Raw genomic sequence first — 14,811 nt, forward strand, 5'->3', positions numbered from 1 at the left:
GTATCTCTCCGGCGAAGGCCGCCTTGTGTAGTTTGCGAGGCGGCCTGAGGATTTGACCTTAAGTCTAGCTTTAAGGTCACGTCGGGAATGCAGGTCAATGTGTTGGGCGCCGAGCGTCGGCGGCGATGGAGTTACGACGAGAAGGTCCGCCTTGTCGAAGAGACCTTGCAGCCCGGCGAGACGGTCTGCGGGGTAGCACGCCGGCACGGGGTGGCTCATAGCCTGCTGTTCACCTGGCGTCGACAAGCGCGCCAGGGGCGACTGGGCGGAGATGCTGCGCCTGCTCTTGTGCCCGTCGAGATCACACCTGTAGCGGCTCCGATCTCGAGCGGCGCACCACAACTGGCGTCTTCACCGCCTGCGCAGCGTGCAAGGGCTGGAATCATCGAGATCGAGCTCGGGGCCGGTTGTCGTGTTCGCGTTGACCGTGACGTGGACGTTGAGGCGCTGCAGCAGGTTCTTGAGCTCTTGCGACGACGATGATCCCGATTCCGAGCGGCGTCAGGGTCTGGATCGCCACCGGCCACACCGATATGCGTCGCGGCATGCGAAGCCTGGCTCTCACGGTTCAGGAAAGCTTGAAGCGCGATCCCCATGCCGGCGATCTCTACATCTTCCGGGGCCGCAGCGGCGATCTGGTCAAGATTCTTTGGCATGATGGGTTGGGCATGTCGCTCTATGCCAAGCGCCTGGACCGAGGCAAGTTCATCTGGCCTTCGGCGTCGGACGGCGCGGTATCGATCTCAGCGGCGCAGATGGCCTATATGCTGGAAGGGATCGACTGGCGGAATCCACAACTGAGCTGGCGACCGAGAAGCGCGGGTTGAGCACAAAATCCAGCAGATTTTGCATTTTTGGGGAGTCCCAACGCTTCCAATCTGTGATTCACTGTGCCGCATGGATGCTGAGCGCGACGCTGTTCCGGATGACGTTGCGGCCCTGAAACAGGCGCTGGCGATCGAGCGCGCGAAGGCTTTGGAGGTCGCCGCTGAACTCGCGGTCGCCCGCGCGAAAGCGTCGGAGGACGAGGCGCTGATCGCCCAGCAGAAGCTGCAAATCGCCAAGCTAAAGCATCAGATCTACGGCCAGCGGTCGGAGCGTTCGTCGCGCCTGATCGAGCAGTTGGCGTTGACGTTCGAGGAGCTGGAAGCCGACGCCACTGAAGACGAACTAGCGGCGGAACAGGCCGTGGCCAAGGCGACGACGGTGCGCGGATTTACGCGTAAGCGCGGCGAACGCCAGACGTTCCCTGAGCATTTACCGCGCGAACGAGTGCTGATCGACCCGCCGACAGCTTGCGAGTGCTGTGGCGGCAATCGTCTGCGCAAGCTCGGCGAGGACGTGACCCGGACACTGGAAGTGGTACCGCGCCAGTGGAAGGTGATCGAGACGGTGCGGGAGAAGTTCTCCTGCCGCGACTGCGAGAAGATCAGCCAGGCCCCGGCGCCATTCCATGCCGTCGCACGGGGATGGGCCGGCCCGAGCCTGTTGGCCATGATCATGTTCGAGAAGTTCGGCCAGCATCAGCCGCTAAACCGCCAGGCCGAGCGCTACGCCCTGGAAGGCGTGCCGATCGCACTGTCGACCATGGCAGATGCCGTTGGGGCGGTCTGTGCGTCGCTGGATCCCCTCCTGCGCCTGGTCGAAGCCCATGTCCTGGCGGCCGAGCGCCTGCATGCCGATGATACGACCGTGCCAGTGCTGGCCAAGGGCAAGACCGATACGGCACGCTGCTGGATCTACGTCCGGGACGACCGGCCGTTTGGCGGCGCCGGCCCGCCGGCGGCGATGTTCTACTACTCCCGCGACCGCAGGGGCGAGCATCCCCAGACGCATCTGGCCCGGTATGCCGGCATCCTGCAGGCCGACGCCTATGATGGGTACAACCAGCTCTATCTGGCGGGACGCCAGCCCGGACCGATCCGGGAGGCCGCATGTTGGGTCCATGCGCGGCGCCCGTTCTTCGCTATGGCCGACATCGAAGAGAATGCGCGTCGCAAGGCCACCGGCAAGAAGGAGATCCCACTCTCGCCCATCGCGGTCGAGGTCGTGCGGCGGATCGATGCGCTGTTCGAGATCGAGCGCTCCATCAATGGCAGGAGTGCCGAGGAACGCGTTCAGGTTCGGCAGACGCTGAGCCGGCCTCTGGTCGAGGACCTTCAGGTCTATATGCGGGAGCAGCTCGCCAAGCTGTCCCGGGGGCACGACCTGGCCAAGGCGTTCAACTACATCCTGAAGCGATGGGCGAGCTTCACTCTCTTCCTGGAGGACGGGCGAGTCTGTCTCTCCAACAATGCCGCCGAAAGAGGCTTGCGAGGCATCGCTCTTGGGCGAAAATCCTGGTTGTTCTGCGGCTCTGACCGCGGTGGGCGGCGCGCGGCTTCCATGTATAGCTTGATCGTCACGGCCAAAATGAACGGCGTTGATCCGCAAGCATGGCTCACGGATATCCTTGCCCGCATCGCTGCCCACCCAGCTCATCGGCTGGACGAGCTGCTGCCCTGGAATTGGATGCCGGGATCAGCAATCTCTGCTCGAGCGGCATGACCACGCACGTCAACAAGGTTCATCACGTCACCATCATAACCCAGGTTGCAAAGGACCTCGGTGAAGACGAAGATTGGCTGCGCGACATTGCCATCGAAATGGAAATCGAGGACGGCCTGATCTGGGTCTATGGCGTCGGCGAAGATGGTGTTCAGGCGTTCACCGACTTTGGCATCGAAAACCTGATCGAGCTCGTCAGGTTCTACAAGGAAAACCCCAAGCTGCTCACGCGCTGGCAACGGGAATGATCCAACCAGCCTGCGGCCTACGCCGGATGCGTACGGCATGGTCGGGATGGCGTCGGAGCCTGCGCCGCCCAAACCGGCGCTACGCGTGGATACGACGTTTGAGGCGACCCCGTAAATCAACGGGGCATTGTTGACGACAGGAGGGAACCACATGGCGGCACGGCGTTAATCGTTAAAGTAGAGCAAATCGCACGGCTCTAGACGGCTGCGCAAATTTGCGGCAAATTGCATTCAATTAGGTTTAGAGGTTTGGCCGCCCGCAGTCTTGCGGACCAGGCGCCGAAGCCTCTCGAAGCTGAATATTGAAAGACAAGAAAAATTGCGAGCATGCGGAGTGCAGGGCCGCACGCGAAACGGGCAGGGTAATGGCGGTCGGAGTCTTTTCACGGTAGGCGTCTAATGGCACATGGGCGGCCTTTTGGCCGTGCGCCCCACGAATATTGCTGATGGGCATCGTGTGCGTGTTGTTGTGAATTGATTTTCGGGTGCGATCACGCCTGCTCTGCGTCGGCAGAGTTCAAGGAGTGTGTATTGAGTCGCATTGTTTCATCCCGAAGGTCCGACCAATGATCAACTGGTGCGAAGTCGAATCGCGTTCCCAAGGAACTTTAAATTCTGCGTCTACATCTCCTTCATGGTCAGCCGATTTTTCGATCGAGACCTCGCTCACCCCGGCCAATGATCCGCTGGCTTCGAGCCCGTCGGTAGCAACTGATGCGCCGATGGAAGCCGAACACGATCCGTCCGACATGCGCTCCTTGTCGCCGAGGCGCTATTTCGCTGTCACCTATCAATCCCATCACTAAATTCGAGGCCGTTCATCGCTCTCATTGAATCGCTGAACCATTACTTACACGCGAATTGTACGAACAGAATATTGAACGCATAAAGGCATTGCAGCTATGGCCACCACTCAGAACACCTCAGGCGGTACGACAACGTCGTTCAGCAATACGCCCCAGGCGGTTGACGATAGTTACAATTATTCAGCGAGCGTGTCGGGAATACTCATCTTGAATGTGATGGCCAACGATCTTGGTGGCGCCGCCAAGTCGCTGTGGTCCGTCGACAACGATCTTAGCGTCAGCGTTACATCGTCGAACGGTAAATACGCTCCAGCCGATCTCCTGACGAAAGACACAGTCTATTCAACCACTCTTGCGGGCGACGCAGGGACCTCCGATACGAGCCTGCTCGGTGCTAAAATCTGGATCAATTCGGACGGGACAATTGGATACGACGCATCGAGCATCTCAGCGCAACTTCAGGCGAAAGCGGCAGGCGAGACTCTTGTTGACAAGTTCACCTACGCCATTCGGCTGGGCAATGGAACGCTGAGCTGGGCGACGACTACGTTGACATTTACGGGGGTGAACGACGGTCCGGTGCTCTCCGCCGACGCCTCCGGGCCGCACAATATCACCGAGCTCGCCGGCCACACCGGCGATACGATCGATCACGACACGACGACAGGGACGCTAGCGTTCACCGACGCTGATCTTAGCGACACGCACGTGGTGAGCAAAAGTGATCCCAACTTTGCGTGGTCAGGCGGCCCGCTCACCGCGGCTCAGGTATCGGCGTTAACCACGGCAAGTTCGCTGACAGTGACTGAGACCGACAGCACGGGATCGGGCTCGGGTTCGGTCAGCTTCAGCTACAGCGCAATCGACCAGACCTTCGATTTCCTGGCTCAGGGCGAGACCCTGACGGTCACCTACAATCTGACGGTCACGGACAACCACGGCGCAAGCTCGACCAAACCCATCACGATCACGATCACCGGCACCAACGACGCGCCGGTGGTTGCGGCGGCGCTGACCTCGACGGCGGCGGAAGGTGCTGCGTCCTACCCGCTGAACCTGCTGAGCGGGGCGAGCGATCCCGACCACGGCGAGACGGCGACGCTGAGCGTTGCCGATGTGAGCTATGCGGTCGACGGCGGAGCCTCGTCTTCGACGGCGCCGGCCGGGGTGAGCCTGTCGGGCTCGACGCTGACGGTTGATCCGACCGACCCGGCGTTCAACAGCCTGGCGGTCGGCGAGCACATGACGATCGTGGTGTCCTACAATGTGAAGGACGCGCAGGGTGCGACGGTGGCGCAGACCGAGACGATCACGATCACCGGCACCAACGACGCGCCGGTGGTTGCGGCGGCGCTGACCTCGACGGCGGCGGAAGGTGCTGCGTCCTATCCGCTGAACCTGCTGAGCGGGGCGAGCGATCCCGACCATGGCGAGACGGCGACGCTGAGCGTTGCCGATGTGAGCTATGCGGTCGACGGCGGAGCCTCGTCTTCGACGGCGCCGGCCGGGGTGAGCCTGTCGGGCTCGACGCTGACGGTTGATCCGACCGACCCGGCGTTCAACAGCCTGGCGGTCGGCGAGCACATGACGATCGTGGTGTCCTACAATGTGAAGGACGCGCAAGGTGCGACGGTGGCGCAGACCGAGACGATCACGATCACCGGCACCAACGACGCGCCGGTTGCCAACGCCGACACTGGGACAGTCAATGAGGACGCGACCCTCACCATGCCTGCCGCGAATGGCGTGATTCAGGGCACCACGGGCGGATCGGTGGCTGATACCGACGTCGACAATGCAACCAGCACGCTGGTGGTCTCAGGCGTGGTTGCCGGAACGGGGTCGGTGACGCAGGGTGTTGGGGTGGCGACCTCGATCGCGGGCACCTACGGTCATCTGACGCTGAATGCGAACGGCTCGTACAGCTATGTGGCCGACACCGCTAACAGTCTCGCCACGGGTGTCACGGCGGTGGACACCTTCACCTACACGGCCAAGGACCCGGGCGGGCTAGTGTCCAACAGCACGACGCTGAAGATCACGGTGACCGGCACCAATGACGCCCCAGTTCTCGATCCGTCCAAAACGCCAGTGCTCACGGCCGAGAACCAAGGCAGCGGTGCTCCGGCAGGAGCTGTCGGTACGTTGGTCTCTAGCTTGGTGGATCTTAATCCACCCAGTGGTGGCTTGGACAATGTTACTGACGTCGATTCAGGGGCCGTGACCGGAATCGCACTGACGGGTACCGATACGAGCCACGGCACCTGGTTCTTTTCCACAAATAACGGCGCAACATGGACGGCTGTAGGAGCAGTGTCGAACACCACGGCCCTACTCCTCTCGGCGGACGCCAACACGCGGCTCTACTTCCAGCCAAGCGCGGGCTTTGCCGGAACAGATACGAATGCCATCACCTTCCGTGCTTGGGATCAGACCAGCGGCTCGAACGGAGTTAAGGTGGACACGTCATCCAATGGCGGTACGACGGCATTTTCGACAGCCATTGATACTGCGAACATCACTATCAATGCGACCGACACAACTCCGCCGACGGTGATATCGATTACGGGTGGCACCTCGTTGCCTGCGGGCAACAGCGAAACGATCACGTTTACATTCAGCGAAAAAGTGACTAATCTTACGCTTGGAGATATATCGCTAGCCGATAGCTCAAACGGCACCAGTTTGAGCAACCTTCAGTCCACGGATGGCGGGCTCACTTGGACAGCGACGTTCACCAAGGGCAGCTCCAATAGTACAACAATCAGCGTTTTCAACAGTGGCACTACGGCTGCCACGGATCCGTATTGGACCGACCTTTCGGGAAATCCCGGGACAGGTGGCGGATCTTTGACTATCTCGAAAAAAGCTCCTGCGGGTATTTCGGGGCAGCCGATTAATCTCGGTCTGGAACAACCCGAAGCAAACGACGCCGCTGTCTCAGTGACGATCACAAGCCTGCCAACGGGGTGGACCGTACCAAACGGCACCAAGCTTAGCGACGGTTCATTTGCCGTAACGGGCGTCGACTTAGGCGCGCTCACCGTTACGACGCCCCTTGAATTTGTCGGAGCCGCGGTTATCACCATTTCCGCCACCTGGGCCAATCCCGATGGTAGCTTTGACACAATTCTGGTTCGCGACAATGTCGAAGCGTACGCCCCGGGATCTCCAATTTTCGCCTGGTCGGGCGATGACCATCTGACCGGTTCAAGCGGCCACGATACCTTTGTGTTTTCGCAGCCGATTGGCAACGACGTCGTGCACAGTTTCGAGGTGTCCTCCGACGTCATCGACCTGATCAGCTATGGCTGGCAAAGTTTCGCGGACGTTCAAGCCCACACCGCGGACGACGCGCATGGCAATGCTGTGATCACGTTGGCTGATGGCCAAACGATCACGCTCGATGGCGTTCATGCATCGGATCTCACCGCCGCGAACTTCGAATTCGACGTGACGCCGACGGTCGAAAATCCCGGCCAGATGACAATCGGCGACGGCGCGATGCTGCCGCTGTCGGGCGTCATCCACAACACCGGCGAGATCGACCTGCAGGCCTCCGGCGACGACACGCTTCTCCAGATCATCCAGACTGGCATTACGCTCAACGGCGGCGGTCACGTGCTCCTGTCCGACGACGATCACAACATCATCGCCGGTACGGCCTCGAACGTCACACTCGACAACGTTGACAACGTCATCTCGGGTGCCGGCCAGATCGGGCAGGGCAGCCTGACGCTGAGCAACGAGGGCACTATCGATGCCACCGGCACCCATGCCCTTGTGATCGACACCGGAGCCAACGTGATCGCCAACGCTGGCACGCTGGAGGCAACCGGCACGGGTGGGCTGGTGCTCGCCAGTGCGGTGGCCAACAGCGGTGTGATCTGGGCCAACGGCGGCACGGTCACAGCAGAAGGCGACGTTACCGGCAACGGCAACGCCTTGATCAGCGGGGCTGGCACCATCGAGTTCGGGGCAGCTTCGGCAGCAGGTGTCACCTTCGACGCGACCGCCGCTGGCCACCTGATTCTGGATGATGCGTTCCACTTCTCCGGCACGGTGACCGGCCTCGATGGCAATGACGACATCGACATCAAGGGCATCAGTTTCGGCGCAGGCACCACGTTGAGCTTCACGGAGAACCAGGCGGGAACTGGTGGCACTCTGACGGTGTCGGACGGCGCGCATACGGCCAATATCGTCCTGCTCGGCCAATACGATCCGAATGGCTTTGCCGAGAAGGCCGACGCAACGAACGGCACGATGATTACTTACGATCCGCACCACGTAGCCTGAGGCGCGTGAACTCCAGGGAAGGAATGGACCGCGAGAGGAGCTGAACCCCGTAGATTTACCTTCCTGCCGTTTTTGCGCCGGCAGCGGCTTTGGTACAGCTGCCGCCTATGCTAAGTGGGACAGATTGAATGATTGATTTACTTGATCCTTTTGACTGTCGCCTATTGGCTGTCAGTCATCATTCTTAGGGATGGCTTCAGCCAGATTCCGCGTGAGTACCCTTCGCAAAAGGCCGGACGAAATCCGGGAGGCGCTGCAAGCCTGCCAAGGCTATTTTGTAACTGCGGCTATATTCAGCCTTGCCATTAACCTGCTGTACTTGGCCGGCCCGCTCTACATGCTGCAGGTCTATGACCGCGTGATCTCGAGCGGGAGCGAGATCACGCTGCTGATGCTGACGCTTGCGCTATTACTAGCGTTCATGGCGCTCGCAGGTCTCGACGCCGTGCGCGCTCGTGTTCTGACCCGCACCAGCATTCGCCTCGATCGGAAGATCGCGCCGCGCGTGATGACTGCCATCATTGACCATTCGACCAGGATCGGCGGTGCGCGCAGCCAGCTGCTACGCGATTTCGACACTTTCCGACAGTTCATCACCGGGTCCGGAATTCACGCGATCTTCGACCTGCCGTGGTCGCCGATCTACGTCGCAGTGATCTTCTGCTTGCACCCGTTCCTGGGCGCCTTTGCACTGGGATCTTCGATCGTTCTGGTGCTGATGGCCTTTCTTAATGAATGGATCGTCAAGCCTCCACTCTCCGAATCCGGCGAGGCGGCAAATCGAAACTACAGTTTCACCGAGATGAGCCTGCGCAACACTGAGGTGGTGCGCGCAATGGGGATGACCGCTGGTCTGTTGAAGCGCTGGAACCGCGACCGCGACCGCATGCTCGAGCGCCAGGTTGCCGCTAGCGATCGCGCGGCGGCAATGCAGAGCCTGATTCGTTTCTTGCGACTCTCGATGCAGTCCTTGATCCTCGGTCTTGGCGCCTATCTGGTGATCGAGCGGATGACCACCGCCGGTGCCATGTTTGCCGCCAGCATCCTGCTCGGCCGCGCCTTGCAGCCGATCGAACAGATCGTCGGATCCTGGCGCGGTCTCGTCTCGGCCCGCGGGGCATTCGTGCGGGTGCGCGAGCTGTTGGCCGTCAATCCGCCGCGCCAATCAGGACTGACGCTGCCGCGGCCTGAAGGCCGTCTTTCCGTAGAAGCGCTGTCCTTTGCTGTGCCTGGAACATCGAGGCCCATTCTGCGTGGGGTCACCTTCCAAGTCGAACCGGGCGAAGTGCTGGGGATCATCGGCCCCTCGGGGGCCGGCAAATCCACGCTGGCGCGCCATATCGTTGGCGTTCAGGCGCCATCCGCGGGTGCCGTCCGCCTCGACGGGTCGGACGTTTCGAGCTGGATCAGGTCGTCGCTCGGCGAGCACCTCGGCTATTTGCCGCAGGATATCGAGCTGTTTGCCGATACAGTGGCCGCCAATATCTGCCGGTTCAAGGACGGAGACGACAAGGACATCATTCTGGCGGCGCGAATGGCCGACGTGCACGAGATGATCCTGCGGCTCGTCGACGGCTACGACACCCAGGTCGGGGAGGGCGGGGCAATCCTGTCCGGAGGCTACCGCCAGCGCATCGGTCTCGCACGCGCGGTCTACGGCAATCCGAGCCTGGTCGTGCTTGACGAGCCGAGCTCGAACCTCGACTCGGAAGGTGACGCCGCACTCGCAGAGTGCATCACGGAGCTGAAGAAGCGCGGAACGACGGTCGTCATCATTTCGCATCGACCGGCAACGATCGGGGTGGCCGATAAACTCCTGGTGTTGCGTGACGGCGTTGTCGAGATGTTTGGCGCACGCCATGAAGTCCTGTCGCGTCTAACACGTCCCGTGCCGGTACCGGCCGTTCGAGGGGCGGCAGGCTAGGAGACGTCATGTCATTGCTTGATCTTGCCGATCTATCGATGCGTCCGGGCGTGGTTCTACGCCGTAGGGAATTTGCCAACAAGGATGGGACGCCAAACGATTCCATTCGCAACATTGCGCTGGCGGGCTGGCTGATCATCGCGATCTTTTTCTTCGGTCTCGGCACCTGGGCGGTTACCGCGCCTCTCAACGGGGCCGTGGTCGCCAACGCCGTCGTGAAGGTCGATGGCAACCGCAAGAGCCTTCAGCACCTCGATGGCGGCATCGTCAAGGAATTGCACGTCAGGGAAGGCGACAGGGTGCTCGCAGGCGACCTGCTGATCGTCCTGGACGAGACCCAGGCTCGCGCCGAGCATGAGGTGCTGACGCAGCAATATGCCGTGCTGCGCGCAACGGAAGTCCGGCTGCTGACCGAGCTTGACCATGGCTCCCAGCTTGTCATGCCTCCAGATCTGAAAGCGCGCTCTGACGATCCCTATTTCAAGAGCGTCTGGAACGGACAGGTCAGTCAGCTTGATACCCGCCGGGCGTCGCTCGAAGGGCAAAGAAGCGTCGTCCGCGAGAAGATCAACCAGCTGGGGTCTCAGATCGTCGGCGCCGAAGCGCAGGTGAAATCGTTCACCAACCAGATCGACTCAGTGCGCAAGGAGGCCAAGGATGTCGCTCCGCTCGTCGAACGCGGGTTGATCGCCCGTCCCCGCATCCTGCAGCTCGAGCGGACCGCGTACGGCCTCGAAGGCCAGATCGCCGATGCAAACGCCAACATCGCCAAGGCTCGCCAGGCGATCGCCGAGCAGGAGCAGCAGATCGCCCAGTTCGACAACGATCGGATGACAGACGTCACGAAGGATTTGCGCGATACGCAAGCCAAGCTCCTGGAGGTTATCCCGAAGGCGACGAACGCCAAAGCCGTGCTCGGCCGGATGGAAATTCGTGCGCCCTATACCGGACGCGTGGTTGGCCTCAGCGTGTTTTCGGTGGGCGGTGTGATTCAGCGCGGCGACAAGATCCTGGACATCGTGCCCGACGAGGATTCGCTCACAATCGAAGCGCAGGTGGCGGTCGAGGATATCAGCGACGTGCATCCGAACACGCGCGCGGAAGTTCACCTAACCGCTTACAAACAGCGCATCGTTCCGATCATCCATGGCGACGTCATTCAGGTCTCGGCGGACCGCTTGACTGATCCGAAGACCAACAATCCCTATTACACGGCCTTCGTTCGGATCGATCAGGACGAGCTGGCGACCATGCCCAACATTCGCCTTTATCCGGGAATGCCGGCAACGGTGATGATCCCGACGATTCAGCGAACCGCTTTTGACTACATCGTCGGGCCGCTGGTGATGTCATTCAATCACGCGTTCCGGCAGAAGTGAGCCTTGGACGCATCCCTCGAAGCTAACTGGCGCCGACATAATAGTTTTGAAATTGCTGTGGCACCCGTGCCACCAACGATGCCCTGCATAGGTCTATGTTGCTCCCCGCAACAGGGCGCTCTCATGTATGATGTATACTTGAGTGGGAAGAACGATCTGCTGGTTATCCGACGCGGACTTCCCATCGAACTTGGGCGGAATTTGGCGCAAAAGGAAGCGCACCGTGCGATCGGTGAGCGAAAAAATCCGCGAGGACGTCGAAAAACGTGGCTATCACTGGCGCAAGCTGGCCAGCCAGATTCGGTGAGATAGCTAACTGAAGCGCGGGTTCTGCTTACGCCTTCGGCCAATCCCTGGTTAATGCTGCTCTACCTCGGAACGCGAACCATCGATTGCCATAACGGCCGAACGCGGCGGAGAGCGCTCGGTCCGTTTCGCCACGCAACCAAAAAGCGGGAGAGCAATGTCCGGCGAGCTCGCTCTTAGCTGGCATACAGGTCGTGCCCGTCGCGCTTTTTCCTGGAACTTAGACCCACCCCGCGCTTGCTTAAGGCTCTGGTTACCGTATCGCGCCGCAACCGCCTTGGCTTCGACATCGTAGTTTGAGCTGTTGTTGGTCGCAGCCGCGAGCGCGGCCGCATCGGCCGCGTTTTGCATGCCGCGCGTCCTCATGGACCAGTTCGAAACCTCAAAGCCGATACCCAGGGCTCCGATCAGAGGAACGAGCAGGACACCCATGATCACATTGACGGCGCCGCAATCATCCGAGCGCAGGCTGCGGATATGAAAAAACATCGAAGAAACGGCCACGACAATCCACATTGATCATTCACGAGGACCGGAAAGCACAAATCAATGCATCACCCGTTATACAAAACCATTAAGGGAATGCGTATTTTTCCCGGAATAAGGATGCAACGAATCTTCAGTTGCACTCAGAAACTGGAGTGAATTCAAGTTTGTTTGCTAAAATCTCCCAATGTCCATGCAACGGGCCCCACGGACATGTAAGGCCGATGATGTCTGCGCGAAGCGCCGACCACGCTACAGCCCGCGAACCCCGGCAGCAAACTCGATCTCGATCGACCCGTCGCGGTGGACCGGCGCGACGCGACCAGGCGTTACGCCGCAGTCCGGGACCACCCTCGCTGGTACGAAGCCCAATCGTTGCCGAGGGCGCGTGGTTGGCCTCAGCGTGTTTTCGGTGGGAGGCGTGATCCAGCGCAGTGACAAAAATCCTCGACATCGTGCCCGACGAGGATTCGTTGACGATCGAAGCGCAGGTGGTGATCGAGGATATCAGCGACGTGCATCCGAACACGCGCGCGGAAGTTCACCTAACCGCCTCCAAGCAGCGGATCGTCCCGATCATTCATGGCGACGTCATTCAGGTCTCGGCGGACCGCTTGACGGATCCCAAGACCAACAATCCCTATTACACAGCCTGCGTTTGGATCGACCAGGACGAACTGGCGACCATGCCCAACATTCGTCTTGATCCGGGAATGCCGGCAACGGTGATGATCCAGACGATTCAACGAACCGCATTTGACTACATCGTGGGGCCGCTCGTGATGTCGCTCAATCACGCGTTCCGGCAGAAGTGACCGCAACGAACGACCTCTCAATGCTCCCGGTCGGTGTAGCAGCGTGGCTGGGCAACCATGGCCCCTGAGCTGATCAACGATTGCACTCTGCGTCACCCTGCAACTCATGACACGTTCGGTGATTGCCAAAACGGGCAGCGTGATCTGGGGGGAGAACATCCGCTGTGCGCTGGTTATTTGACCTCTATCTTGCGTGACCTGCCCGCGCATCAGGCCGCTGAGGAGAAGGCGGAGCCGGACCGCGAGTCCGGCAGCGGTCAGCCTGAACGGCGCGCGCGGAATGCCGCGGCGCGGTCCCGGATCAGATCGCGCCGGCCGAGCGAGGGCGTCCGGCGAGATCAAGGCGAACGGAGCCCGCGCGGCCGCTGCTGCCGTTTCCCGAATTGCTCGATCGGGAGAACGCCCAGCGCAAGGCGTTGGCAGGGCAAGTCCGGGCAAGGACAATGTCCCTACTCGAGCGAAACATGCAGATCCAGAAGCTTCATTCGCAGCTCCTCGATGAAGGGCGCAGCAGGCATCGGCCGCGCCAGCCGACGCGGGCTAGTCGCCGCTGGCGGTCACCCAGTGGCGGCAACTGCAAAATGCCGTGCCGAGCCGGCCCGGAGAGCTGGGCAAGCGCCCGCGCCGATCTGGGCAGCGCCGGCACCGTATTCGCACGGAGCAGCCGAACTGAAATGTCGTGAAATGTCGAAAGTCCTACCATTTAAGGGGTTTCGTGCATCGTTGTCGGAGCGCCTCGCCGAGGAGAAGGTGTGCGCCGTTACGCCGGTAGGGTTAATAAACGATTACCAATCGACAGTTTTCTCGCGACGCATTATAAGAAAATGCTAGTTGGCACCCGGATTTTGCCCCCCGCCAACGTATTGCGTAAATTTCATCGTAAAAGGGATATTTTCCTATGTTGAAGCTGTACATCCAGACCACCGAAGCCTTCAAGCGTCTGCGCTCGGACAAGGACGGCGTTGTGTCGTTCGAGTACGTGATCGTCGCCGCTTGCATCGTGGCCGCCGTCTCTGCTGCGTTCGGTACGGGTACCGCCAGCGGCATCGGCTCGGTTCTGAACGCCTCCATCACCACGATCGCCAGCAAGGTCGCCACCGCAGTCTCCGCTTAACTCCGGATGTTGAATGCTGTTGGCAGATTCTTTCTGTCAACAGCGGTCAACCGGATTGCGATGTGCGCGAGCCTTAAGGAGGCTTTCTCCTATGTTGCAGTCATATATCAAGGTCACAGAAATATTGAGGCGTCTGCGCACGGACAAGGACGGCGTTGTGTCGTTCGAGTACGTGATCGTCGCCGCCTGTATCGTCGCCGCCGTTTCCGCAGCGTTCGGTACGGGTACCGCGAGTGGCATTGGCAGTGTTCTGACCACCTCGCTCACTTCGATCGGCACCGCGGTTGCCAACGCGGTTAGCGCCTAAGTCCAGAGGGACGGCGCTCCGGAGGGGGGCATTATTTTTTGCCCCCCGCCATTTTTCTAAGGCGATTATTTCATGAATTGGATTGCGTCCACGACCTTGTGTCTGGAAATCGCATTGTTGTTGTATGTCGCAACGATCGATATCGCGACACGGTTGATCCGAAACGAAATTTGTCTGGCGCTGGCGTTCCTTGGGATCGTCGGCCAATTGGCCAGTCCGATGCAGATCGGCCAGTCGCTGATCGTTGCCGCAATCCTGTTCCTGGCGCTCTTCGTGATTTACCAACGCGGAGCGATCGGCGGTGGCGACGTCAAGTTGCTGGTTGCCCTGGCGATCGGTCTGCCGCTGACCGGCGTGATTGAACTGTTGACGGCAACTGCACTGGCCGGCGGCGTTCTGGCCGCGGTGCATCTGATGATGCGCCGTCTGCCCCAACCGAGGCTGGCGCCCGCCGGATCATCGCTGATGCGCCGGGTCTACGCGGTCGAGCGCTGGCGTCATTTGCGACATGCACCGCTTCCCTACGGGGTCGCCATCGCATGCGGCGGTATCTGGGCCATTTTGAGCAAAGGAATTTGAC

General features: G+C 60.5%; 12 protein-coding genes. 11 read left to right on the forward strand and 1 reads right to left on the reverse strand.

Translation table 11 applies throughout. From position 1 onward, the window contains the following. Window positions 1-87: 87 nt before the first annotated feature. The 7 genes from tnpA to J6525_RS40960 all read left to right on the forward strand — a co-directional run bounded on the left by tnpA (window position 88) and on the right by J6525_RS40960 (window position 11,203). Complete coding sequence (tnpA, locus tag J6525_RS47730; RefSeq protein ID WP_038381190.1) at window positions 88-483, forward strand: IS66-like element accessory protein TnpA; 396 nt, start codon at window positions 88-90, stop codon at window positions 481-483. Next, window positions 480-827, forward strand: coding sequence for an IS66 family insertion sequence element accessory protein TnpB (tnpB, locus tag J6525_RS40935; RefSeq protein ID WP_018272609.1), 348 nt, complete (start codon window positions 480-482; stop codon window positions 825-827). Before tnpA ends, tnpB begins: the two co-directional genes overlap by 4 nt. Window positions 828-897: 70 nt before the next feature. Beyond that, window positions 898-2,547 (forward strand): IS66 family transposase, encoded by a 1,650-nt coding sequence (gene tnpC, locus J6525_RS40940; RefSeq protein WP_225648928.1) that lies wholly within the window; start codon window positions 898-900, stop codon window positions 2,545-2,547. Next, window positions 2,544-2,795: a hypothetical protein gene (locus J6525_RS40945; protein WP_028343985.1), complete on the forward strand. Its 252-nt coding sequence runs from the start codon at window positions 2,544-2,546 to the stop codon at window positions 2,793-2,795. Before tnpC ends, J6525_RS40945 begins: the two co-directional genes overlap by 4 nt. Before the next feature lie 902 nt (window positions 2,796-3,697). Then, window positions 3,698-7,900 (forward strand): beta strand repeat-containing protein, encoded by a 4,203-nt coding sequence (locus tag J6525_RS40950; protein WP_225648929.1) that lies wholly within the window; start codon window positions 3,698-3,700, stop codon window positions 7,898-7,900. Between the two features lie 190 nt (window positions 7,901-8,090). After that, complete coding sequence (locus J6525_RS40955) at window positions 8,091-9,824, forward strand: type I secretion system permease/ATPase (RefSeq protein WP_225648930.1); 1,734 nt, start codon at window positions 8,091-8,093, stop codon at window positions 9,822-9,824. Window positions 9,825-9,832: 8 nt separating this feature from the next. Beyond that, complete coding sequence (locus J6525_RS40960) at window positions 9,833-11,203, forward strand: HlyD family type I secretion periplasmic adaptor subunit (protein WP_225648931.1); 1,371 nt, start codon at window positions 9,833-9,835, stop codon at window positions 11,201-11,203. 357 nt (window positions 11,204-11,560) lie between these two features. On the opposite strand, the gene J6525_RS40965 is transcribed toward J6525_RS40960, so the two are convergent. Continuing rightward, window positions 11,561-12,025: a pilus assembly protein TadG-related protein gene (locus J6525_RS40965; protein WP_225648932.1), complete on the reverse strand. Its 465-nt coding sequence runs from the start codon at window positions 12,023-12,025 to the stop codon at window positions 11,561-11,563. Between the two features lie 443 nt (window positions 12,026-12,468). Here J6525_RS40965 and J6525_RS40970 point away from each other — a divergent pair, with 443 nt between their 5' ends. The 4 genes from J6525_RS40970 to J6525_RS40985 all read left to right on the forward strand — a co-directional run bounded on the left by J6525_RS40970 (window position 12,469) and on the right by J6525_RS40985 (window position 14,810). Beyond that, complete coding sequence (locus J6525_RS40970; protein ID WP_225648933.1) at window positions 12,469-12,810, forward strand: beta-barrel domain-containing protein; 342 nt, start codon at window positions 12,469-12,471, stop codon at window positions 12,808-12,810. An 898-nt stretch (window positions 12,811-13,708) separates the two neighbouring features. Next, window positions 13,709-13,924, forward strand: coding sequence for a Flp family type IVb pilin (locus tag J6525_RS40975; RefSeq protein WP_028334082.1), 216 nt, complete (start codon window positions 13,709-13,711; stop codon window positions 13,922-13,924). Between the two features lie 91 nt (window positions 13,925-14,015). After that, the gene (locus J6525_RS40980; protein ID WP_057017077.1) at window positions 14,016-14,231 is read left to right on the forward strand and encodes a Flp family type IVb pilin; all 216 of its coding nucleotides are present in this window, start codon (window positions 14,016-14,018) and stop codon (window positions 14,229-14,231) included. A 72-nt stretch (window positions 14,232-14,303) separates the two neighbouring features. Beyond that, the gene (locus J6525_RS40985) at window positions 14,304-14,810 is read left to right on the forward strand and encodes an A24 family peptidase (RefSeq protein ID WP_092090353.1); all 507 of its coding nucleotides are present in this window, start codon (window positions 14,304-14,306) and stop codon (window positions 14,808-14,810) included. Window position 14,811 lies beyond the last annotated feature (1 nt).

Source organism: Bradyrhizobium australafricanum, from assembly GCF_020329495.1.
GTDB lineage: Bacteria > Pseudomonadota > Alphaproteobacteria > Rhizobiales > Xanthobacteraceae > Bradyrhizobium > Bradyrhizobium australafricanum.